General features: G+C 63.0%; 18 protein-coding genes. 3 read left to right on the forward strand and 15 right to left on the reverse strand.

From position 1 onward, the window contains the following. Nucleotides 1-57: 57 nt before the first annotated feature. The 3 genes from ACA067_RS18545 to ACA067_RS18555 are packed head-to-tail and all read right to left on the reverse strand — an operon-like array spanning nucleotide 58 to nucleotide 4071. Nucleotides 58-1143, reverse strand: coding sequence for an MBL fold metallo-hydrolase (locus ACA067_RS18545; protein WP_497457904.1), 1086 nt, complete (start codon nucleotides 1141-1143; stop codon nucleotides 58-60). Beyond that, a complete protein-coding gene (locus ACA067_RS18550) occupies nucleotides 1136-2989 on the reverse strand; it encodes a long-chain-acyl-CoA synthetase (protein ID WP_497457905.1) in 1854 nt (617 codons plus the stop codon). Before ACA067_RS18550 ends, ACA067_RS18545 begins: the two co-directional genes overlap by 8 nt. After that, nucleotides 2986-4071, reverse strand: coding sequence for an alkene reductase (locus tag ACA067_RS18555; protein ID WP_497457906.1), 1086 nt, complete (start codon nucleotides 4069-4071; stop codon nucleotides 2986-2988). Before ACA067_RS18555 ends, ACA067_RS18550 begins: the two co-directional genes overlap by 4 nt. 386 nt (nucleotides 4072-4457) lie before the next feature. Between ACA067_RS18555 and ACA067_RS18560 the strand changes: the two genes are divergently transcribed. Both ACA067_RS18560 and ACA067_RS18565 read left to right on the forward strand, forming a co-directional pair. After that, complete coding sequence (locus ACA067_RS18560; RefSeq protein WP_497457907.1) at nucleotides 4458-5783, forward strand: spinster family MFS transporter; 1326 nt, start codon at nucleotides 4458-4460, stop codon at nucleotides 5781-5783. A gap of 68 nt (nucleotides 5784-5851) precedes the next feature. Next, entirely contained in the window at nucleotides 5852-6286 is a 435-nt protein-coding gene (locus ACA067_RS18565) for a nuclear transport factor 2 family protein (RefSeq protein ID WP_497457908.1), read from the forward strand. Between the two features lie 1082 nt (nucleotides 6287-7368). Here the strand turns inward: ACA067_RS18565 and ACA067_RS18570 are convergent. The 11 genes from ACA067_RS18570 to ACA067_RS18620 form a co-directional block, all read right to left on the reverse strand. After that, nucleotides 7369-7827 carry an REP-associated tyrosine transposase gene (locus ACA067_RS18570; RefSeq protein WP_497457909.1) on the reverse strand — a complete coding sequence of 153 codons (459 nt, stop codon included), beginning with the start codon at nucleotides 7825-7827 and terminating at the stop codon, nucleotides 7369-7371. Nucleotides 7828-8823: 996 nt separating this feature from the next. Then, nucleotides 8824-10206, reverse strand: a complete 1383-nt coding sequence (locus ACA067_RS18575; protein WP_497457910.1) for a DUF1329 domain-containing protein — start codon at nucleotides 10204-10206, stop codon at nucleotides 8824-8826. Nucleotides 10207-10298: 92 nt separating this feature from the next. Beyond that, the gene (locus tag ACA067_RS18580; RefSeq protein ID WP_497457911.1) at nucleotides 10299-11981 is read right to left on the reverse strand and encodes a class I adenylate-forming enzyme family protein; all 1683 of its coding nucleotides are present in this window, start codon (nucleotides 11979-11981) and stop codon (nucleotides 10299-10301) included. 146 nt (nucleotides 11982-12127) lie between these two features. Further along, nucleotides 12128-13270: an acyl-CoA dehydrogenase family protein gene (locus ACA067_RS18585; protein ID WP_497457912.1), complete on the reverse strand. Its 1143-nt coding sequence runs from the start codon at nucleotides 13268-13270 to the stop codon at nucleotides 12128-12130. Beyond that, nucleotides 13267-14487 carry an acyl-CoA dehydrogenase family protein gene (locus tag ACA067_RS18590; protein ID WP_497457913.1) on the reverse strand — a complete coding sequence of 407 codons (1221 nt, stop codon included), beginning with the start codon at nucleotides 14485-14487 and terminating at the stop codon, nucleotides 13267-13269. Before ACA067_RS18590 ends, ACA067_RS18585 begins: the two co-directional genes overlap by 4 nt. 65 nt (nucleotides 14488-14552) lie before the next feature. Beyond that, the gene (locus tag ACA067_RS18595) at nucleotides 14553-15722 is read right to left on the reverse strand and encodes an acyl-CoA dehydrogenase family protein (RefSeq protein ID WP_497457914.1); all 1170 of its coding nucleotides are present in this window, start codon (nucleotides 15720-15722) and stop codon (nucleotides 14553-14555) included. Between the two features lie 10 nt (nucleotides 15723-15732). After that, entirely contained in the window at nucleotides 15733-16911 is a 1179-nt protein-coding gene (locus ACA067_RS18600; protein ID WP_497457915.1) for a lipid-transfer protein, read from the reverse strand. A gap of 17 nt (nucleotides 16912-16928) precedes the next feature. After that, on the reverse strand, nucleotides 16929-17348 hold the full coding sequence (locus ACA067_RS18605; RefSeq protein WP_064677290.1) for a MaoC family dehydratase: 420 nt from the start codon (nucleotides 17346-17348) through the stop codon (nucleotides 16929-16931). Then, a complete protein-coding gene (locus tag ACA067_RS18610; protein ID WP_497457916.1) occupies nucleotides 17320-18453 on the reverse strand; it encodes an acyl-CoA dehydrogenase family protein in 1134 nt (377 codons plus the stop codon). Before ACA067_RS18610 ends, ACA067_RS18605 begins: the two co-directional genes overlap by 29 nt. Before the next feature lie 12 nt (nucleotides 18454-18465). Continuing rightward, nucleotides 18466-19449, reverse strand: a complete 984-nt coding sequence (locus ACA067_RS18615) for a bifunctional MaoC family dehydratase N-terminal/OB-fold nucleic acid binding domain-containing protein (protein WP_497457917.1) — start codon at nucleotides 19447-19449, stop codon at nucleotides 18466-18468. A gap of 56 nt (nucleotides 19450-19505) precedes the next feature. Beyond that, a complete protein-coding gene (locus tag ACA067_RS18620; RefSeq protein ID WP_497457918.1) occupies nucleotides 19506-20291 on the reverse strand; it encodes an SDR family oxidoreductase in 786 nt (261 codons plus the stop codon). Nucleotides 20292-20432: 141 nt separating this feature from the next. Between ACA067_RS18620 and ACA067_RS18625 the strand changes: the two genes are divergently transcribed. After that, nucleotides 20433-21218, forward strand: coding sequence for an enoyl-CoA hydratase (locus ACA067_RS18625; protein WP_497457919.1), 786 nt, complete (start codon nucleotides 20433-20435; stop codon nucleotides 21216-21218). Nucleotides 21219-21797: 579 nt separating this feature from the next. Here the strand turns inward: ACA067_RS18625 and ACA067_RS18630 are convergent. After that, nucleotides 21798-22145: a DUF6124 family protein gene (locus tag ACA067_RS18630; RefSeq protein ID WP_497457920.1), complete on the reverse strand. Its 348-nt coding sequence runs from the start codon at nucleotides 22143-22145 to the stop codon at nucleotides 21798-21800. Between the last annotated feature and the right edge of the window lie 498 nt (nucleotides 22146-22643).

Genomic DNA, 22643 nt, shown 5'->3' on the forward strand with positions numbered 1-22643 from the left:
CTCAAGGGCAACCGGTTGGCTGCCTGGAATGTTCAACACTGCTGCCGTGCCATCCGCTCAAAACACGTTGAGCGGTGTAACCGCGCACGCTCCCCTTACAGCACGCCGGTAGCGATACAGCCCCCGGTCCTCTTCCCGCTCCAGCGACCCTTCGGCCACCAGGTAGTTGGCATGGGCCAACGTTTCGCCCAGCGCCATCAGTTCGTCGAAACGACCCGACAACTTGGGAAACAACACGGCCATCAGCTCGAGCACGGTGCGCGGCTCGTCACAGTTGGCCAGCATCTGCGCCAGATGCCCCCGGTGATGGGCGTCCAGCTGATCCAGGCGCTGATGCAAATTGAAGAACGGCCGCTCGTGCGCCGGCAGCACCAGCACGCTGTCGGGCAAGCTGCGCAAATGCTCGATGGAATCGAGCCAGTCGCGCAGCGGGTTGGCCAACGGCTCCGTGGCATGCACGCCGACGGTGGAGGTGATGCGCGGCAGCACCTGGTCGCCGGAGATCAGCAAGCCGTCATCGGCGGCGTACAGACAGGCATGTTCCGGCGAGTGGCCGCGGCCGATGACCACCTGCCAGGTGCGGCCACCGATACTCAGGAGGCTGCCCTCGCGCAAACGGCGGTAATGGTTCAGCGGCGCGGGCAGAAAATGGGCATTGCTCATCACCGCGAACATCTCGGTGCTTTGCTCGTCAACCACGCCTGCCTTGCGGTAGAAGTCGAGGAAGTCCCAGCCCGGTGGTTGACCGGCGGGAAACTTGAGGTGCAGCGACTGGAACTCGCTGGCGGTCATGTGCACCGGGCATTGAAAGCGCTCCGAAAGCCATGCGGCCACCCCGGCATGATCGGAGTGAAAGTGGGTGCAGACCACTGCCAGCAGCGGCAGGCCGGCACACACTTCATTCAGTACCCGGTCCCAGACTTCGCGGGTCTGCTCGGTGTTCATGCCGGTGTCCACCACCACCCAACCGTCGGTGTGGCGCAGCAGATAGAGGTTGATGTGGTCCAGGCGAAACGGCAGCGGCATACGCAACCACCAGACACCTGGCGCCACTTCGCGCACCTGCCCGGAATCAGGCGCCTGGGGCCATGGATACCGCAGGCCGCCGCGCAGTTCGTGACCGTTGTCGTCGAGATCAGTCATGGTGGGGCACCGCGAAAGGCGTCAGTCCGGCCCGCGTCAGCGCCTCTACCGAATAGGGCACATAAGTGCGGGCGTGGTCATCGCGGATAAACAGCGGATCGCTGCAACGCATCGGGCCGTAGCCTTGGCGTTGCAGATCGAACTTGCGCAGCTTGAAGCTGGCTGTCAGGTCTGCCGATTGCGTAACCCGCACAAACACCGGGGCTGCATAGCGCGGCAGACGTGCTTCAGTCAGAGCGAACAGCGCGCGTGGATCGAACGCCTGGCCCTCCTGCATCAGCACCGCGGCCATGCCGGCGCGTCCTTCATGGCCCGGTACCTGGACGCCATAGATGTTGATCAGCTCCAGGCCCGACAGATCGCTCAGCGCGTCCGCCACTTCCTGGGTCGACACGTTCTCGCTCTTCCAGCGGTAGGTATCGCCGATGCGGTCGACGAAGTAGCAGTAACCGTCGGCGTCCTCGCGCAGCAAGTCGCCGGAGCTCCAGTAGGCATCACCCTCGCGAAACACATTGCGGCGGATTTTGCTCTCGGTGGCCTCGCTTGAGGTGTAGCCCTCGAAACGGCCGCCACCGATCTCAGGGTGATCGACGATAAAGCCCATGGCCTCACCGATCTCGCCCACTTTGCAGACTTGGTAGTAACCGTTTTCGTCCCGTGGGTGACAGTCGTTTTCGATGTCGTACCGCACCAGCCGCAGGTTGGTTTTGTTCCAGTCCGGCACGCGGCCGCAAGAGCCGAAATAGTTGTCGACGTTGATCACCGTGGTATTGGCCTCGGTGGCGCCCCAACCCTCGAACACCTGGATCGGACCGAAGCGCTCCAGCCAGCGCTGCCAGGAGTCCGGTGACAACCCGGCGCCGAGCATGCAGCGCAGACTGTGCTCGCGCTCACCCGCGTGCAGCGGCTGATTGAGCAGGTAGCGGCAGATCTCACCGATATACTGGAAGATGCTGATCTGATGACGCGCGACGTCCTTCCAGAACTCTCGCACGCTGAACTTGCGGCGCACCACGATGGCAGCACCCACCCGCAGCGCGGTGGAGGTCACCGACGTGGCAGCGGCGCCGTGGTACAGCGGCAGGCAGCAATAGAACACATCCTCGCAAGTGGCTTGCAGGGTGGTTTCCATCACATCGCCCGAGGACATCCAGCGCATGTGGCTGTAGCGCGCCGCCTTGGGCAAGCCGGTGGTGCCCGAGGTAAAAATCAGCAGGGTTGGGGTCTGGGCATCGATGTGTGCGCGGATATCGCGGGGAAACGGCGTGCGCGGAGCTTTCTCCAGGCGCGCATCGAAATGCCCGTCGATGCCCTTGGGCAGCGGTCCGGTCCAGGGATTTTCCGCGTCGCGTATCAGCCAGCATGGCAGGTCCGGAAAGCCTTCGGTGGCCTGCACATTGGCCAGGCATTCTTCGCCGATCACCAACGCCTTGGCATCGGTGGTTTGCAACGCATGCAGCAGCGGGCGGCCGCTGACCTGAGTGTTGATGAACGCCACCACGACCCCGAGCTTGACCAGGCCGAACCAGGTGCAGAAAAACGCCGGGCGGTTTTCCATGGACAGGGCACAGACATCGCCGGCGCGCAGGCCGTTGGCATAAAACGTGTGAGCCATCTGATTGGCCCGCGCATCGACCTCAAAGTAGCTCAGGGTCTGTTCGCCGTAGATCAGGAACGGGCGCTCACCCTGTTCATGTGCCTGATGTTCCAGGCGGTCGGCCAGGGTGTAGAGATCGCCCGGCTTGATCTTCCCGGCAGCGGCAGCGCGCTGGTCAAGCAGCGCCTGTGTCTGCTCCCGCGGAACCGGGTGGGTCGGCGGGACGTTGGGCAAGTCGTTCAGGTTCATTGCGCCACCTCCTGGGCATTGGCTTGATAGGCGGGGTAATCCGAGTAGCCAGCCGAGCCCGGCGTGTAGAGGGTCTTGCGGTCGAAGCGGCTCAGTGGGAGGCCACGCTTCAAGCGATCCACCAGATCGGGGTTGGCAATAAAGTGACGAGCAAACGACACGGCAGCCCCCTCGCCCGACGCGAGAGCGGCACTGGCCGAAGGACCGTCGAAACCATCGTTGAGAATCAACGCATGAGGACTGTATTGACGCGCCAGGGCGAAGGCATTGAGGTCTGCCAATGGCGAGCGCATGATGTGCAGGTAAGCCAGGTCCAACGGCGCTACGGCTTCACACAAGGCGGCCGCCGTGGCAGCCGGATCCTGGTCGTCGATGTCGTTGTAGGGATTGCCGGGGCACAGGCGAAAGCCGACGCGTCCGGCGCCGATCGCGCTGGCCATGGCCTCGATCACTTCCTTGGCAAAACGCACCCGCCCCGCCACATCACCGCCGTAGGCATCGTTGCGCTGATTGCTGCCAGAGGCCATGAATTGCATCGGCAGATAACCGCTGGTGCAGTGCAGCTCGACACCGTCGAAGCCTGCCAGGCGCGCATTCAATGCGGCCTGGCGATAGTCTTCGATGGCCTCGTCAATACCCTGAAGGCTCAGCGCCTGTGGCTCGTCGGTATCGACCAGGCCCGCGGCGTCACTGAACACCTGGGTTCGCGCACGCAGCGCCGAAGGTGCCACCGTCGCAGCGCCTGCCGGTTTGTTGTGTTGGCTGGCGGCGCGGCCGACGTGCATCAGTTGCAGGACGATGCACCCGCCCTCGGCATGCACGGCGTCGGTGACCCGCTGCCAGCCGGCGATCTGCTCGCTGCTGTAGATCGCCGGAGTGCGGCAATAGCCCAGGCCGCTGGCGGACGGCGCGGTGCCCTCGGCCACGATCAACCCGGCACTGGCACGCTGACGGTAGTACTCGACCATCTCGCTACCGGGTACTGCATCGGCAAGGGCGCGGCTGCGGGTCATGGGCGCCATGACAATGCGGTTGGCCAGTTGCAGCTCGCCCAGGGTGACCGGCTCGAACAAGACGCTCATTTCAATTCCTCAGCTTTTTTGTTTTCAGGCTGTCGGATCGCTTGCCGCAGCTTGGGCAGGCACTGACACGCCAGCGAATATGGGCTGAATGATTGACGTTGAACGCGAGCGAAACATCGTCCGACAAGACTAGGTTCGCTATCGACAAGGCGATCCCGATACCGCATCGTTTGTACGCACGTAGGAGCCAGGCTTGCCGGCGAACGGGACGACGCGGTGCATCTGAAACACCGCTTGTGGGAGCCAGGCTTGCCGGCGAACAGGACGACGCGGTGCATCTGAAACACCGCTTGCGGGAACGGCAAAGATGGTCTGAACGGACGATGAAAAAAAACCGCGACAAGCCGAACATCGCGGCAACTAGAACAAAACCGGGAGCACCCGCAGTGAACCAATCCCCCGTGACATGGCGAACGCACTACGCGCTGTTCGTGCTCGCCAGCATCTATGTGTTCAACTACATCGACCGCCAGTTGATGGCGATCCTGATCGAGCCGGTGAAGCTCGAATTCGGCATTTCCGATACCGGCATCGGCCTGCTGTCGGGGGTGACCTTCGCCGTGTTCTACACCGTGTTCGGCTTCCCGTTGGGGCGCCTGTCGGACCGCATCGGGCGCAAGCCGGTGATCGCCTTCAGCTGCATTGCCTGGAGCCTGATGACCATGCTCTGCGGCATGGCCGGCAGCTTTTTGACCCTGGTTCTGGCGCGGATCGGCGTGGCCGTTGGCGAGGCCGGCGGTACGGCGCCGTCGGTGGCCATGGTCTCGGATTTGTACCCGGCGAACCGCCGTTCCACTGCCCTGTCGGTGCTGATGCTCGGTTCCAGCCTGGGGGCGATCGTTGGCCTGGGCCTGGGCGGCTGGATCGCCCAGCACCACGGTTGGCGCTACGCCTTCTTGCTGATCGGCGCGCCCGGCATCTTCCTTGGCCTGCTTCTGCTGCTGACCGTGCGGGCGCCCAAGCGCGCAGTGCCGCTGAGCAACGTCGCGGCGCAACAGGATGGCTGGCTCAAGACCCTCGTCGAGCTGTTTCGCATGCCCTCGTTCCTGTGGCTGGTACTCACCGGCGGTGCGGCGGCGATTGCCGGCTACGCCATCGGCACCTGGAGCCCGAGCTTCCTGATCCGTTCCCACGGCCTCAACCTGCAAGAAGCCGGATTCCTGGTGGGCGTGGTGGGCGGTACCGGTGCGACCGTCGGCACCCTGATGTGCGGCATGCTCACCGACCGCATGGCGCGGCGCGATGTCGGCTGGCAAATCGGCGTGCCACTACTGGGCACGTTGATCAGCATCCCCTTCGCCCTGGCGTACTTCCTCTGGCCCCAGGGCTTGGCGTTCCATATCGGCAGCATCGCGGTGCCACAGGCGTTCCTGTTCTACAGCGCCTTCGCCTTCTTCGGTGTGTGGTGGGCAACACCGTGCCTGAGCGCCATTACCCACCTGTTCCCGGCCACGCGACTGGCCCAGGCCACGGCGATTTTCGTCATGTCCATGACCCTGCTGGGCGTCGGTGTCGGGCCGCTGTTTGTAGGCATGCTCAGCGACTTCTTCGTGCCGACCCTGGGCAGTGAATCCCTGCGCTATGCCCTGGCTTCGTCGGTGTCAATGCTGGTGCTGGCCAGCGTGTTCCTGACCCTGGCGCTGCCGCGTTACCGCCACCACATGAAGAGCCCCGCCCCGCTGCTCGCACCGAACCAGGCCGTGACTGCCTGACCCTCTCCCCCACACCACTGCGCCGCTGGAACCTTGTCAGGTTCCAGCGGTTTTTTTTGAGGATCACCATGACTACCAGCGCCGTACAGATCAGCAACCTGCTCTACCGTTACGCCGAATGCCTGGACAGCGGCCAACTGGTCGAGGCCGCCGAGCTGTTTCGTCATGCCCGCATCAAGGTGCAAAGCCAGGGCGACTTCCTTGATCACACAGCCCTGCTGGGCATCTGGCAACAGCGAATCAAGCTCTACCCCTGCGGCACGCCCCGCACCAGACACGTCATCAGCAACCCCATCATCGACATCGACGAAGCCGCGGGAACCGCGACGGTTCGCTCCTGCTACACCGTGCTTCAGGCCACCGACACCCTGCCCCTGCAACCCATCGCCGCCGGGCGCTACTTTGATAAATTCGAGCGTGTCGGCGGGATTTGGCGGTTCAGCTTTCGTGATTATTCGCACCTGGAGATGATCGGGGACTTGACGGGGCATTTGTTGATGTAGGAGGGAGTGGGCGGCGTTCCGACTTGCCCGCGAAGAATGATAACGCGGTGCAACAGATACACCGCAGCGCCCGGTTCGCCTGTAGGAGCGAGGCTTGCCCGCGAAGAACGATAACGCGGTGCGACAGATACACCCCAGTGCCCGGTTCGCCTGTAGGAGCGAGGCTTGCCCGCGAAGAACGATAACGCGGAGCAACAGATACACCGAAGTGCCCGGTTCGCTGTAGGAGCGAGGCTTGCCCGCGAAGAACGATAACGCGGAGCAACAGATACACCGCAGCGCTCGGTTCGCCTGTAGGAGCGAGGCTTGCCCGCGAAGAACGATAACGCGGAGCGACAGATACACCGCAGTGCCCGGTTCGCCTGTAGGAGCGAGGCTTGCCCGCGAAGAACGATAACGCGGTGCGACAGATACACCGAAGTGCCCGGTTCGCCGGCAAGCCTGGCTCCTACAGCGAAGAACGATAACGCGGAGCGACAGATACACCGCAGTGCCCGGTTCGCCTGTAGGAGCGAGGCTTGCCCGCGAAGAACGATAACGCGGAGCAACAGATACACCGAAGTGCCCGGTTCGCCGGCAAGCCTGGCTCCTACAGCGAAGAACGATAACGCGGAGCGACAGATACACCGCAGTGCCCGGTTCGCCTGTAGGAGCGAGGCTTGCCCGCGAAGAACGATAACGCGGTGCGACAGATACACCGCAGTGCCCGGTTCGCCTGTAGGAGCGAGGCTTGCCCGCGAAGAACGATAACGCGGAGCAACAGATACACCGCAGTGCCCGGTTCGCCGGCAAGCCTGGCTCCTACAGCGAAGAACGATAACGCGGAGCAACAGATACACCGCAGTGCCCGGTTCGCCTGTAGGAGCGAGGCTTGCCCGCGAAGAACGATAACGCGGAGCAACAGATACACCGCAGTGCCCGGTTCGCCGGCAAGCCTGGCTCCTACAGCGAAGAACGATAACGCGGTGCGACAGATACACCGCAGTGCCCGGTTCGCCGGCAAGCCTGGCTCCTACAGCGAAGAACGATAACGCGGTGTGACAGATACACCGCAGCGCCCGGTTCGCCGGCAAGCCTGGCTCCTACAGCCACACGGCATCCCACAACGGATAATCTCCGATTCTCTCGACCAACCCTGCCCTCAACGGATTGGCGACGATATAGCGCGCCACGGCCTGCAGGTCTTCCTCCCTGCGGATGGCCCGGTCATGAAAGCCATGCTGCCAGAGTGGTCCATCACGCCCGATCGAGCGATTCAACGCGAACGTAATGCGAGATTTTGTCCTCGCCATCACGAAAGTGAGCGTGCTGTCCTTGAGCTCGATCAGCCAATGAAGATGATCCGGCATGACAACCCAGGCCAGCGAAAGGGCTAGCTCTTCTTGCTGAGCTTTTCTCAACGCATCAACCACGAGGCGACCCAGTTCAAAGTCTGTGAATACGGGGTCCCGGTTCTGAACAATGGATGTAACCAGGTAGACCTGACCCGGCACTGAATAGCGACCGGTGCGCAGTCGGTGTGCATGGCGAATGGTTGGCATGGGTAATCCTCCTTGATCATGAGCCTGTCAGTTCAGGCTAGATCCTAGGAGGAAGAAAGTGGGTGAATTGTGGTTCCCGATGTGTCTGCCGAGACCACTGGAGCGAGCGGTGCGGCGACCCGACTTGCCCGCGAAGAACGATAACGCGGTGCGACAGATACACCGCAGTGCCCGGTTCGCCTGTAGGAGCGAGGCTTGCCCGCGAAGAACGATGACACGGTGCAACAGATGCACCGCAGCGCTCGGTTCGCCTGTAGGAGCGAGGCTTGCCCGCGAAGAACGATAACGCGGTGCGACAGATGCACCGCAGTGCCCGGTTCGCCTGTAGGAGCGAGGCTTGCCCGCGAAGAACGATGACACGGTGCAACAGATGCACCGCAGCGCTCGGTTCGCCGGCAAGCCTGGCTCCTACAGCGAAGAACGATGACACGGTGCAACAGATGCACCGCAGTGCCCGGTTCGCCTGTAGGAGCGAGGCTTGCCCGCGAAGAACGATGACGCGGTGCAACAGATGCACCGCAGTGCCCGGTTCGCCTGTAGGAGCGAGGCTTGCCCGCGAAGAACGATGACGCGGTGCAACAGATACACCGCAGCGCCCGGTTCGCCGGCAAGCCTGGCTCCTACAGCGAAGAACGATAACGCGGTGCAACAGATACACCGCAGCGCCCGGTTCGCCGGCAAGCCTGGCTCCTACAGCGAAGAACGATAACGCGGTGCGACAGATGCACCGCAGTGCCCGGTTCGCCGGCAAGCCTGGCTCCTACAGCGAAGAACGATAACGCGGTGCGACAGATACACCGCAGTGCCCGGTTCGCCGGCAAGCCTGGCTCCTACAGCGAAGAACGATAACGCGGTGTGACAGATACACCGCAGCGCCCGGTTCGCCGGCAAGCCTGGCTCCTGCAGGTCCATGGCGGGTACAAATGTCAGCCCCTTCACGATAAAAAGCCCCACCGGATACCGATGGGGCTTTTTGTTATTGCAATTACCCTGGTCTTAGCGTCCGATAGCCCGCGCCGCATCGGCGGTGTACTGGTCGGGGGTGAATTTTCCTTCGTTGAGGATCGGCCCTTTCTTCGCTTCGTTGGTCATGCCGTAGCCGGTGTACTGGCCAGAGTTCAGGTCCATGAAGAACTGCGAACCGGCCTGCCAGCTGCTCATGTCGGGGTGGTAGTAGTAGTTGATCATGGCGTGTTTCCACAGCTGCCCACGGGCATCGTAGTTGTCGGCCATGACCGAGTGCCAGGTGTCCTCGTCGATGAACAGCACGCGTTTGCCATAGACATGGCGATAGCCTTCCTTCAAGTCGGCCTCCAGGACCCACACCCGACGCAACTCATAACGCATGAAGTCCGGGTTGGGATGGTTGGGCGTCAGGATGTCGGCGTACTTGACGGTCCCGGTGTTGGGCTTGAACGCGTTGGCCGGGCTGTAGATTTCGCGCTTGCCGATCAGTTTCCAGGTGAAGCGCTCCGGTGAGCCGTTGTACAAGCGGTCTTCGTCGACGGTCATGGTGCCGTTGGTACCGATCATCGGCTGATCGAAACCGTAGCCTGGCAGCTGCCTGACGCGGCGCGTCGACGGGCTGTAGGACCAGGCCTGACGCGTACCGGTGCCGAAGTTGTAGGGTTCATGGGCAATGCTGAGGGTACCGTTGTCGCGAGCCGGTTTCAGGGTCATGTTGTTGCTGAAGGACGAAATCAGATCGCCGTCCGTCGAGTCAACGGTCGGTGAGTTGGTCGGCGACAGGTTACGCGCGTAGGCACGCCCCCAGCCAATGCTGCCGTTGGGCAGGACCGACGCCAGGTCGGAGGTTTTTTCCTCGGTGAAGGCACGTGCCGGCAATTGGTGATTCCACAGCAATTCCATGCCGTTTTTGGGGATCGGGAACGGTATCTGGCCGATCCCGTTGAAACCCGCGCCGTCGTTGACCAGCTTGGCATGCAGCGCATTGTCCATCGCGCGGCGGCAAACGTAATCGGGGTAGCGGAAATCCCGGTGGCCGGGGTAGATGTTCATCTTGTAGGTGGTCGGGTACTTCTTCAGCAGGGTCTTCTGCCCTTCGGTCAGGTGCGACTCGTACTGGCTCATGTTCTGCGCAGTGATCACCAGGATCGGCTTCTCCGCCGCATAGGGATCAACCGGTTGGTCGCCAGAGAACTTCACATGATTCCAGCCTGGCACTTCACCCAGGTATTTGCCGGTGTACGGCGGAATGGTGCCCTCGGCGTTGCCTGCTTGCTCGGCGCCGACACAGGTCAGCTCCTTGCCCAGTTTGGCGGCTTCCTGAGGTGTCACTGCGGCGTGCGCAGCACCCATCAGCCCGCTATTGGCTGTGACTGCGACCGCGAGCATGAGACCTGTTCTTGTTATTTTCATGTAATGCCTCCTACGCTGATAAGGCTTTGTGGTATGGGCCTATTGTTCGTGTTCTGCCGGCCCCGACATCGTCCGGAAAGACTAAGGCGGCGTTATGCGCCCAACTTTTCTTGCAGTTGTGCCTTGAGCACCTTGCCGGTGGCATTGCGTGGCAAGGGCTCGAGTGCCCGATAGACCTGCGTTGGCACCTTGTAGGCGGCCAGGCGCTCGGCGATGAATGCGCAGACTTGCGCCGCCTGGGGCAGCGTCGATGCCTGGCCATGCACGGCCAGCCCCACCGTCTCACCCAGCAACGGGTCGGCGATGGCGAATGCCGCTGCCTCCAGAACGCCGGGCATATCGAGGATGCAGGTTTCGATTTCAGCCGCGGAAATCTTCTCGCCACCGCGGTTGATCAACTCCTTGACCCGCCCGGTGATGCTGAGGAAGCCCTCGTCGTCCAGGTAGCCGATATCGCCAGTGTCGAGCCAACCGTCGCGCAGGCTTTGCGCAGTGGCCTCGGGCAGATTCCAATAGGCGCTCATCAGGGTCGGCGAACGCAGCCAGATCACCCCGCGGGTGTTCGCCAACTGTGGCTGGTCAGGGCTGTCACCGATGCGAATATCGACGATCGGCAGCGCCCAGCCCGCCGTTGCCGGCTTGTACACAAACTGATCGCCACCAATCGCCGCGCCGATGCCGTTGCTTTCGGTCAGGCCGTAGCCGGCGCCACCAATGGCGTCAGGCTTGAGCTTGAGCATGTTGTCGAGCACCCCGGCGGACGAAGCTCCACCGCCCAACCCCAAGCCAAACAGGCTGGCGGTATGCTCACTGCCAAAGCGCGGCGAAGCGAGCAGTTGCTGCATCATTACCGGTGCCCCGTTGAACTGCGTGCAGCGCTCATCGCGAATCAGGTCGATGGCCCGTTCGACATCCCACTTGTACATCAGCATCAAGCGCCGACCGCCGCGCAATGCCGACAGGAACTGCGCATGCAAGCCGCTGACATGGAACAGCGGAACAGCCGCCAGCGTGGTTGGCGCGAAGCCACTGTTGATCACCACGCCGATGCGTTCCGGTGAACTCATGGCGCAAAACGCGCCCTGGAAATCCAGTGCGAACAGCGCCTGGCAGATGGCCCGGTGAGTGGACACTGCGCCCTTGGCGCGACTGGTGGTGCCGGAGGTGTAGAGGATCATTGCCGGCGCGCCGGGATCGATGTCCAGCACAGGCAACGGTAATGCCGGGGCGCTGATCAAGTCTTCGAAACGCAGGCAGTACTCGGGCAACGTTCCTTCCTGGCTCCCGACGACAATCGTGGCGTGCTGCTCACGGGCCAGATCTGCGCGCAGGGTATCGAGGCGCGCTTCGTCGCACAGCAGCAGGCGCGAACCGCTGTCCTGCAGCGCGTACTGCAACTCGTCGCGCAGGCCCCAACTGTTGAGCGGTACACACACCGCGCCACAGCGCAAGATCGCGGCGAAGGCCACCAGCCACGCCGGTTGGTTGCGCATGGCAATCGCCACCCGCTCGCCCGGTTGCAGGCCAAAACGAGCGACCATCTGCTCGGCGAGGCGGTCAACCTGGTCATAGTACTGATTGAAGGTGAGGCGCTGCGACTGCCAGACCAGGAACTCACGGTCGCCGTGGACACGACCGGCGTCGAGCACCTGCAGCAGGTCGTGCGCAGCGTGACGGAAATAGCGTGGCGCGCCGTCATCGGGCGTCACCACTTCAAACGGCGCACCCGGGGCGATCAATTGTCGCCACGCGGTTTGCCAGCGTTCAATGCTCATCTGTGTTTTCTCCAGAACAGCGAAAAACCTGTGGGAGCGGGCTCGCCCGCCTGTAGGAGCGAGGCTTGCCCGCGAACGAACGATGACGCGGTTCAACAGTTACACTGCGGCGTCCCGTTCGCCGGCAAGCCTGGCTCCTACACGTTCTACGCGTGGGCCAAATAGCGTTCGCAATGGAAATCCCGGTCGCCCAGGCAGCCCTGTGCAACGCGAACACGCTTGAGGTACAGGCCGACATCCAGCTCGTCGGTGACGCCAATGCCGCCGTGCATCTGCACCGCTTCGTTGGCGACCTTGATCGCCGTGTCGCCGGTCTTCCATTTCGCCAGGCTGACCAAGCGAGCGCGTGCTTTGGCATCAAAGCTGGCGTCATCCAGAGTCGCCAGCGCGGCCATCAGGGCGCTGCGGCTCAGCGCCAGGTCGATGTACATCTGCGCGGCGCGATGTTGCAGGACCTGGAAGGTGCCAATCGGCGTGTCGAACTGCACACGGGTCTTGAGGTACTCCAGGGTGGTCTCGAACAGTTGCTCGGCCATCCCCAACAGCTCCGCGGCCAGGCAGGTGCGACCCCGGTCCAGCGCGGTTTCCAGCGCCGTCCAGCCCTCGCCCAGGGTGCCCAGCAGCGCGTCGCTGCCCAATAGCACCTGATCCAGTTGCAGGCGTGCGCTGTTGCGCGAATCGATCAGCGACAAGGCGCTGACGGTCAAACCCCGGGTATCGGCCGGCACCAGGAACAGGCTGATGCCTTGCGTGTCGCCCGGCTGCCCGGAGGTGCGCGCCGCCACCACATAGGCATCGGCACCGAGGCCGTCGACCACCCAGAATTTGTCACCGTGCAAGCGATAGCCCTGCCCCTCAGCCTTCGCCTCAAGGGCAATGCGACTCGGATCGTGGCGCGAGCGTTCGTCCACGGCCAGGGCCAGGCGCTGTTCACCCCCGATCACCGCTTGCAACCAGTGCGTCTGTTGCGCCGGATTGCCTGCCAGGTGCAGCAGCGAACCGCCGAGCACTACACTCGATAGCAGCGGCGAGGCCGACAGGTTGCGGCCCATGGATTCAAAGATCGGCCCCAGGCCCTTGCAGCCGAAATCCAGGCCGCCGAAGTCTTCGGGAAACGGAATTGCGCTCCAGCCCAGCTCGACCGCGTCGTGCCACAGCGGCGCATCGAAGCCCAGGTCCACCGCGTCATCGCGTAGTCGACGCTGGGCGCTGACCGGGCTGCGGGCGGCGAGAAAGTCCCGCGCGCTGTCGGCCAGCAAACGCTGTTCATCGCTATAACGCAGGCTCATGGCTGTACTCCTGTTTTCACGGCAACCTTCTTCACTTCAGGCAAACCAAGCACGCGCTTGGCGATGACATTGAGCTGGATCTCCGAAGCCCCACCCGAGATGGTCAGCGCATAGCTGTTGAGCCAGGCACGGGTCACCGCCAGTTGCTGCTCGCTGAATGCCGTGCTCTCCCAGCCGAAGGCATGCCCGGCCATGGCGTCGAGCAGTACTTCGAACTTGTCGCGCTCCTGTTCGGTGTGCACCAGCTTCATGATCGACATCAGGCCGCCGATGTCATCACCGGCCCGCGCCTCTTCCCCCATGCGCTGCACGGTCAGGTTGTAGGCATGCTCGTTCATCGCACAGGCCGTGGCCCGCGCCTGCAATGCGTGTTCACTCATGGTCTGTGGCGCCGGCACGTATTCACGCATCAAGGCCAGAAGATCGAAGTGCGACGGCAGGCTGAACTCGCCGAATTTCGACATCGCCTTGCGTTCGTGCTGCAACAAGTATTTGGCCAGGTTCCAGCCACCGTTCAACGGTCCGATCAACTGGCTCTTGGGCACCTTCACACCATCGAAGAACACCTGGCAGAACGCCGATTTGCCGCTGATCAAATCGATCGGCTGTGGCGTGACGCCAGGGCTGCGCATGTCCAGCACGATCAGGCTGATGCCTTCGTGTTTAGGCGCGCTGAAGTCGGTGCGCACCAAGGCATACATCCAGTCGGATTTGTCGCCGTAGGAGGTCCAGATCTTGCTGCCATCGACCACGAAGTGATCGCCGGCATCACGCGCGGCCATCTTCAGGCTGGCCAGGTCCGAACCGGCGTTCGGCTCGGAAAAGCCCTGGCACCAGCGCACTTCACCGCGGGCGATCGGCGGCAACAGATCGCGTTTCTGCTCATCGCTGCCGAACGCCAGCAACACCGGCCCGAGCATCCAGATGCCCAGGTTGATTTGCGGTGGGCGGCACTTGATGCGACGCATCTCGCTTTCCAGCACCGACAGTTGTTCGTCACTCAGGCCCGCGCCGCCATATTCCTCAGGCCACTCGGGACAGAACCAGCGCTTGTCGCGCATGCGTTCGAACCACAGGCGTGCGTCTTCACAGGGAAATTGCGGGTTCTGACTGCCCCACACCACATCGCCTTCAGCCATGCCGGTGCGCATCGACAGCGGGCAATTGGCCTCCAGCCAGGCACGAGTGTCCTGCCGAAATTGCTCGATAGTGCTCATGAAAGTCCCCTTCGACTCGCCCCGGATTCGGGGCGAGTACGGTTTTTGTTTTTGATGGACGAGCTTCAGCGTTGGGTACGCGGCATGCCGAGGCCAAATTGGGCGATCAGCTCGCGCTGGATTTCATTGGTGCCGCCGCCAAAGGTCAGGGTCACCGAACTGCGCAACTCGTATTCCAGATCACCTTGCAACAGGGCGGCCGCCGAGCCGCTGCGCATCGAGCCATTGGCCCCGACGATCGCCGCCAGCTTGCGCAGGATCTCGATCGCCGACTCCGAGCCGAACACTTTGGTGGTCGAACTCAGCGCGACGTTCATGCGCTCGTGCTCCAGGTCGGCGGCGATACGCATGTTGATCAGGCGCATCGCTTCCAGACGTGCATAACACTCGGCCAGCGAACTGCGCACCCAGGCCTTGTCCATCGCCCGACGGCCCTGCTCATCGCGGGCCCGCGCCCACAGGTAAACCCGGCGAAACAGCGCCACCACCTTGTCCGACCAGGTGCCCAGGCCGAGGCGTTCGTGGTTCAGTTGCGAGGTAATCAGCCTCCAGCCACCGTGCAACTCACCCACCAGCATCTCGCTGGGCACCCGCACGTTGTCGTAGTAGGTGGCCGTGGTGGGAATGCTGGTGGTAGGAATCAGGGTGTGGGAGAAACCCGGCGTCGTGGTATCGACGATCAACAGCGAAATGCCTTTATGCCGCGCCTGGGTCGGATCCGTGCGGGCCGCCAGCCAGACGAAGTCGGCCGATTCGGCACCCGACGTCCACAACTTGTTGCCATTGACCACGAAGCCTTCATCGTCCTGGCGGGCACTGGTTTTCAGCACGGCCAGATCGCTACCGGCGTCGGGTTCGGAATAACCGATGGCGAACATGATTTCGCCCGCGGCGATCCCTGGCAGAAAACGCTCTTTCTGCAGCTCGCTGCCATGGGCCATCAAGGCCGGGCCGACAGTGCTGATGGTCACGAACGGCAGCGGCGCCCCGGCGATGTTGGCTTCTTCGAAGAAGATCAACTGTTCGGTGGCGGCGTAGCCTTGACCGCCATGGGCCTTCGGCCAGCCGACCGCCAGCCAGCCGTCGCGCCCCATCTGGCGGATGGTCTGGCGAAACAGCTCGCCGCCTTCCTTGCCGCGCAACTGCTCGCGCATGTCCGGGGTCATCAGGGCCTGGAAATAGTCCCGCACCTTGTGGCGCAGGGCATGTTGTTCGGGAGTGAGGTCGACGAACATGTGCTGCTCCTTAGGCTGCGCCGAGAATCAGGCCGCTGGTGGGTACGCCGGTGCCGGCGGTGACCAGCACGTTCTGCACATCCGCCACCTGGTTGACCGCCGTGCCACGCACCTGACGAACCGCTTCGGCTATGCCGTTCATGCCGTGGATGTAGGCTTCGCCCAATTGCCCGCCATGGGTGTTGATCGGCAGTTTGCCGCCACGGGCGTGGTGCCCGGCGCGGATGAATTCCTTGGCTTCGCCGCGCTTGGCAAAACCGAACTCTTCAAGCTGCGGCAATACGAAGGGGGTGAAGTGGTCGTAGATCACGGCGGTCTGGAAAGACTCCGGGCCCAGGCCTGACTGGCGATACAGCTCGCGCGCGACCACGCCCATTTCCGGCAGCCCGGTGATGTCATCACGGTAGAACGAGGTCATGCTCTGCTGGCCGTGGCTGATGCCTTGGGAACCGGCCTTGATGATCACCGGTTTCTGCCGCAGGTCACGGGCGCGCTCGGCCGAGGTGATGACCATCGCCACGGCGCCATCGGATTCCTGGCAGCAATCGAGCAGGTGCAGCGGTTCGCAGATCCAGCGCGAGGCCTGGTGTTCTTCCAGGGTGATCGGCTTGCCGTGGAAAAACGCCTGGGGGTTGGTGGCGGCAAAATCCCGCGCCGCCACTGCGATCCGGCCGAAGTCTTCGCTGGTGGCGCCATAGGTGTGCATGTAGCGCTGGGCAAACATGCCGACCCAGGCTGCCGGCGTATGGAAGCCGTGGGGCATGTACCAGCCGTAGTTGACGTTGTCGAAGGTCGGCGCCGAAGCGAAGCCGTAGTTACCGGTACCGAAGCGATACCAGGAGCGTTCGTTCATGGCGCGATACACCACCACCACTTTCGCCATCCCGGTCGCCACTGCCATGGCCGCGTGCATCACCGGCCCGCAAGCCGCGCCGCCACCGTGGGGTACTTGCGAGAAAAACTTCACGTCCTTGCAACCGAGCAAACGGGCAATTTCGTATTCCGGGACCTTGTCCACGGAATAGGAACTGAAACCCTCGACCTCGCTCGGGTCGATGCCGGCGTCCTTGAGGGCACTCAAGGTGGCCTCCAGGGCCAGGCGCAATTCGGTGCGTCCGGAGTTCTTGGAAAATTCGGTTGCGCCTAGACCAACGATCGCGGCACGCCCGGAAATCGATGAATCAGTCATCTGTGTCTCTCCGGCTGTCAGGGCAGGACCAGCGCGACCGTGCCGGTCACGTGGTTGCCCATGGAATTTTTGCCGCTCAAGGTGATTTCCACCGAGCGGGTGTGCGCATCGACACCGGTGACGCTGCCGCTGAAGGTCATGCAGTCGCCGGGGTAGTTCGGTGCGCCGAGCTTGATTTTCAGCGCGGTGAATTGCGCCAGCGGCCCGGCCCACTGCTCGATGAACCGCTGCACCAACCCATTGGTGGTGAGGATGTTCATGAACACGTGGGGCGAACCCAAGGCACGGGCCGCCTCTGCGTCGTGGTGGCCGGGGAAGTAATCACGGGTGGCAATCGCCCCGCCGTTGATCAGGGTCACCGTGATTGGCACGGCAAGCTCCGGCAGTACTTCGCCGGGGCGCACGTCTTCAAAGCGCTTGGTGTTCTTCGAGGTCATATTTCCATCCCAGCTTGTCGTTATCGTTGAGCCAGTCGCCCAGGCGTTCCAGGCTTGCTGCCGAACCCCCCAGGGCAAGACACAGGCCGCGGCTCCAGTAGAGAAAACGGTGGATCGGGTACGTCAGGTCGACGCCGATCCCGCCATGCACGTGTTGTGCGACATGGCCGATGCGGTGCCCCGCTTCACAGGCCATCCACGCGGTGGCCAGGGCTTCGGAGGGCGCCAGCAAGCCGGCATCGATGCGGTAGGCCAGTTGCCACAGCACCGTGCGCAAGGCTTCGACGGCGATATGGGTGTCGGCCATGCTCATCTGCACGGCCTGAAAGCTGCCGATGCTGCGCTCGAACTGCCGGCGCTCGCTGACATAGGCCACGGTGCGGCGGATTTGTTCTTCGCTGACCCCCAGTTGCAGGGCAGCCAGCGCCGCCACGCTGCGCAGTTCCAGCCAGGCAACGGCCTCGGCGGGCAACAGCGCTGCGCCGCTCACGGTCAAGCCCTCGATGTGCAGGTCGGCCACCGCTTCGCCGTGGGTCAACACCGCCGACACCCGTTGGATTTCAGGCGCTGACAGGTCCAACAGCAGCAGGCGCGGTTGGCCGTCGACCTGCACCAGTACCAGTGCAGCCTGGGCTTGATCACCCAGGGACAGGGCCGCGACCCGGCCGTTGATCAACCAGCCCCCATCAGTCGCCTGTGCCTGCAGCTCAATGCCCAGCGCACTGCTCAACGCATCGACTGACAGGCTCAACAGCACCTCGCCGGACGCCGCCTTGGCGACCCAACCCGCACTGTCGCTGGCGTCAAAACGGGCCAGGGTCGCGGCCGCCAGTTGATGGCGCCACAACGGCACCTGGGCCAGGGCCTTGCCTTGAGCCTGCAACACCAGCATCAGCTCGGTCATGCCCAGGCCGCTGCCGCCATATGCTTCGGGAATGGCCAGGGCCTGCAGCCCGGTCTCGATGCAGAGCTTCCACAGCGGCGCCATCATCGGTTCGGCGCTGGTGTCCCATTGGCGCATGTAGTCGTCATGGCAATGGTCGACAAACAGGCCGTCGGCCATTTGCGCAATGGCGCGCTGGTCTTCACTTAATTCGAAATCCATGGTGAATGGCTCCTACGCGTCTACCGGCCGGAACAAAGGCAGCGTCAACTGGTCATCGAAGGTCTGGAACTCGACCTGCAAGCGCTGGCCGATCTGTAGTTGCTCGCGCTCGATACCGACCAGGCCGGCAATCAGGCGCACGCCCTCCTCCAGCTCGATCAGGCCGATCGGGTTGGGGTAATCGAACGGCGCGACTTCGGGGTAGTGCATCACCACAAACGAGTACAGGCTGGCGCGGCCGCTGGCCTGCAAGGTGTCCCAGTCGAAGCTGTGGCACTGGATGCACACCGGAGCCGGTGGATGGCGCAGGGTTTGGCACGCGGTGCAGCGCTGGATCAGCAACTGGCCCTTCTCGCAGCCTTCCCAGAAAAATCGCGTGTCGTCGCTGATGCCCGGCAGCGGACGCTTGGGCTTGGCCGGTGCCGCCTCAACCTTGGCAGGTGCCTGGGCATTGGCCGCGCGGAACTTGAACACGCGGAACAACAACTGGCCCACCGGCTCATCGCCGCCGGGCTCTTTTCCTCCAGGCTTTTCAACGAAGTGGCTCATGACCAGGGTGACGAAGAAACCGGTGCCCAGGGCAGTGGTTTTTTCATCGCCAACCGAATCCAGGCGCGTGGTGTAGTAGAGCTTTTCGCCCAGGCGCACCGGGCGGGTGAAGCTCAGCTCGGAGTTCACCGCCACGGTGGAGGCATAGCCGTAGGCTTCCATTTCCTTGAGTACCTCGTAAGGGTTCTCGTCGGTGGAGCCAGGTGGATAGTTGTTGGCGTGCAGGCCTTCCATGGTCCACACCTGCAACATCGCAGGCGGAGCGATCAGGCCCTCATGGACGGTGCCCAAGGCAAAACCCGCGTCGGTGTATAGCGGGTTGTCCACGCCCATGACTTCGCACCACTGGCGAATCATCGGGGCATTGACCTCGTCCCAGGCATACACGCGGCCGTACTGGCGCCCCACCAGGGCGCGCACATTGGATAGCAATTGTGGATCAGCCAAAGTCGTCTCCTTCACATTGAAGGCGGCCACCGAACCCGGTCGCCGCAATAGGTCGATCAGGTGGGCAGAACCTGCGCGGCACCGAGAAATGCCGGGCGTTCACCACCGCCATGCAGCAACAGGTTGCAACCGCTGGCGTAACTGGCCAGCGGCGATGCGATGTAGAGACAGGCGTTGGCGATGTCTTCGGCCACCGCCATGCGTGCGGCCGGAATGCCGGCCGCGACGGCGGCGATACCGGCCTCGGAGCCGTAGTGCAGATGCGACTGCTCGGTCTGTACCAGCCCCGGGCTGACCGTGACCACCCGCACCTTGGGCCCCCACTCCACCGCCAGCGATTGCACCAGCGCCAGCACCCCGGCCTTGGCCGCGCCGTAGGCGGCGGTGCCTGGCGAGGAACGCAGCGCACTGATGCTGCCGATAAACACGATGCAACCGCCCTGCGCCTGTGCCTGCATCAGCCGGTTGGCGTGCTGGGCGACGTTGAGCGGCGCGATCAGGTTCAGACCGATGATGCTTTCATGAAACCTGGGCGAAGCCGTGGCTGCGTCGGCGGAAGGGCTGCCGCCGGCGTTGTTGACCACCACGTCGAGGCGCCCGAAGTCGCGCTCGATGGTGGCGAACAGGCGTTGCAGGGAATCGTGGTCACGCACATCGGCGGCGATGAAGGTCGCGCGCTTGCCACCCTGCGTCGGCACCTGTTCAGGTTCGCGCCGGGCACAGACGATCACCCGTGCGTTCGCGACCAGGAACCCCTGCGCGATACCGGCGCCGATGCCCTTGGTGCCACCGGTGACCAGCACCACCTTGCCGCTGTAATCAAGACCCGAATGCAGCTCCATCATGTGCTCCTTTTCTACTGACAAGGGTCACTCTAGGGACGAACCCAGGGCCAAACTACGTCTGAACGGACGATGAAAATTTAACCTTGCGAACAGGACACTGGCGGTCACTCACACATTGTCTGGTCTTTGAGAATGCCCATGTCCGAACCCTACGCTGCACCGGTTCTGCTCGAACGCCCATTGCCCGGCGTGGCCCTGCTGCGGCTCAACCGCCCCCAGGCGACCAACGCCCTGAGCCTGGAATTGCAGGCGCTGCTGTCGCGCTATTTCAGTGAGTTGGCGATTGATCCCGAGGTGCGTTGCATCGTGCTGACGGGCGGTGACAAGGTGTTCGCTGCCGGTGGCGACATCAACAGCATGGCCGGGGTCGGCGCCATCGATATCTACAAGCGTCACACCGAGCGGGTCTGGGGGCCGATCCAGCACTGCCCGAAACCGGTGATTGCGGCAATCTGCGGTTATGCCTACGGCGGTGGTTGCGAACTGGCGATGCATGCCGACCTGATTGTCGCCGGCCGCAGCGCGCGCTTCTGCCAACCGGAAATCCGCATCGGCATCATGCCCGGTATCGGCGGCACCCAACGGCTGGTGCGGGCGGTGGGCAAGGTCAAGGCGATGCGCATGGCGCTCACCGGCCAACCGATCAGCGCCGAGGAAGCCTGGGTCGCCGGACTGATCAGTGACCTGGTCGACGATGACCAGGTGCAGGCCCACGCCCTGGAGCTGGCGCGCGTCATCGCCGCCATGCCAGCCCTGGCCGCCGAGCAGATCAAGGAAGTGATTCTGGCGGGCATGGACGCGCCACTGGAAGCCGGCCTGGCGCTGGAGCGCAAGGCCAATGCATTGTTGTTCGCCTCACGGGATCAGAAGGAAGGCATGCAGGCGTTTATCGACAAGCGTCCGGCGCAGTTTGAAGGTTATTAACAATAGAGATCCCGTAGGAGCCAGGCTTGCCGGCGAAGAACGATTACGCGGTGCGGCAGATGCACCGCAGCGCCCGGTTCGCCTGTAGGAGCGAGGCTTGCCCGCGAAGAACGATAACGCGGTGCGACAGATGCACCGCAGCGCCCGGTTCGCCTGTAGGAGCGAGGCTTGCCCGCGAAGAACGATAACGCGGTGCGACAGATGCACCGCAGCGCCCGGTTCGCCTGTAGGAGCGAGGCTTGCCCGCGAAGAACGATAACGCGGTGCGACAGATGCACCGCAGCGCCCGGTTCGCCTGTAGGAGCGAGGCTTGCCCGCGAAGAACGATAACGCGGTGCGACAGATGCACCGCAGCGCCCGGTTCGCCTGTAGGAGCGAGGCTTGCCCGCGAAGAACGATAACGCGGTGCGACAGATGCACCGCAGCGCCCGGTTCGCCTGTAGGAGCGAGGCTTGCCCGCGAAGAACGATAACGCGGTGCGACAGATGCACCGCAGCGCCCGGTTCGCCGGCAAGCCTGGCTCCTACAGGTTTGGCACTCCCCTGCAGGAGCTGCCGCAGGCTGCGATCTTTGGATCTTTTATTCAGCCCGATCAATCCGATCCAGCGCCCGGTTCACCGCCAGTTCGCCCAGCATGATGACCTGGGCAATCCCCAACAGGGCGTTGCGACTGGTCCCTTCCATATGATCCGCCAGATCCAGCGCCATGACATTGGCCGAAGCCAGCGACTCACAGGCGTGGGCCAGCAGGGTTTCGGTATCGAGTTCCGGGTTGACGATGAACATGGTGCAAAGCTTGCGCGGGGTGGCCTGGATGTCGGCGGCAGAGGGAATGCGTTCGGATGGTGGGTGGGAATTGTTTGAATCGATGGTTTCTGAGGGCGTTGCCGGATCGGAGTCCGGCGGGTTTGGTGTTGGCTTGAACATAGTTGCTTTTCTCATAGTTGAGCGGCAACCATCTCGCTACTAAACGAAAGGGTGGCGGCTGTGCGCAAGTTAGTAGACCGGGAAAGCAACAAACCGGCGCGTCCGAAGACGCCAAGCGCACAGCCACCATCAAGTGCAGGTGAACACCTGACAAATGACGCTTGTGCAACCGATATTACTTTCCAGGCTACTAAACCCGATCACTGACCATCAGTGACGCGAATCAAGTTACCGAACAGCCCCAAGGCGCACAAGCCGGCGGATTCTGGCGTAACCGTAGGCAATGACGCAAGGTGCTGTGGCCTTCGGGAAGTGACGTGAGGGCTTTCTTACAAACACTCGGAAGCGTCCTACACATCCATCAGAAACGCCCTATTCCCACCTCGACCGACTTCGTAAAAGCTTGCGAGCCTGCACGCTGCGGTCTGTCTGTGTGACCGCGTTATCGTTCTTCGCGGGCAAGCCTCGCTCCTACAGAAGCGTCCTACACATCCATCA

The sequence above is a fragment of the Pseudomonas sp. LBUM1674 genome, from assembly GCF_059695635.1.

Coding starts and splice junctions, on each gene's coding strand:
- ACA067_RS18545 (WP_497457904.1), bottom strand. CDS start 1,143: ATGACTGATCTCGACGACAACGGTCACGAACTGCGCGGCGGCCTGCGG.
- ACA067_RS18550 (WP_497457905.1), bottom strand. CDS start 2,989: ATGAACCTGAACGACTTGCCCAACGTCCCGCCGACCCACCCGGTTCCG.
- ACA067_RS18555 (WP_497457906.1), bottom strand. CDS start 4,071: ATGAGCGTCTTGTTCGAGCCGGTCACCCTGGGCGAGCTGCAACTGGCC.
- ACA067_RS18565 (WP_497457908.1), top strand. CDS start 5,852: ATGACTACCAGCGCCGTACAGATCAGCAACCTGCTCTACCGTTACGCC.
- ACA067_RS18570 (WP_497457909.1), bottom strand. CDS start 7,827: ATGCCAACCATTCGCCATGCACACCGACTGCGCACCGGTCGCTATTCA.
- ACA067_RS18575 (WP_497457910.1), bottom strand. CDS start 10,206: ATGAAAATAACAAGAACAGGTCTCATGCTCGCGGTCGCAGTCACAGCC.
- ACA067_RS18580 (WP_497457911.1), bottom strand. CDS start 11,981: ATGAGCATTGAACGCTGGCAAACCGCGTGGCGACAATTGATCGCCCCG.
- ACA067_RS18585 (WP_497457912.1), bottom strand. CDS start 13,270: ATGAGCCTGCGTTATAGCGATGAACAGCGTTTGCTGGCCGACAGCGCG.
- ACA067_RS18590 (WP_497457913.1), bottom strand. CDS start 14,487: ATGAGCACTATCGAGCAATTTCGGCAGGACACTCGTGCCTGGCTGGAG.
- ACA067_RS18595 (WP_497457914.1), bottom strand. CDS start 15,722: ATGTTCGTCGACCTCACTCCCGAACAACATGCCCTGCGCCACAAGGTG.
- ACA067_RS18600 (WP_497457915.1), bottom strand. CDS start 16,911: ATGACTGATTCATCGATTTCCGGGCGTGCCGCGATCGTTGGTCTAGGC.
- ACA067_RS18605 (WP_064677290.1), bottom strand. CDS start 17,348: ATGACCTCGAAGAACACCAAGCGCTTTGAAGACGTGCGCCCCGGCGAA.
- ACA067_RS18610 (WP_497457916.1), bottom strand. CDS start 18,453: ATGGATTTCGAATTAAGTGAAGACCAGCGCGCCATTGCGCAAATGGCC.
- ACA067_RS18620 (WP_497457918.1), bottom strand. CDS start 20,291: ATGGAGCTGCATTCGGGTCTTGATTACAGCGGCAAGGTGGTGCTGGTC.
- ACA067_RS18625 (WP_497457919.1), top strand. CDS start 20,433: ATGTCCGAACCCTACGCTGCACCGGTTCTGCTCGAACGCCCATTGCCC.
- ACA067_RS18630 (WP_497457920.1), bottom strand. CDS start 22,145: ATGTTCAAGCCAACACCAAACCCGCCGGACTCCGATCCGGCAACGCCC.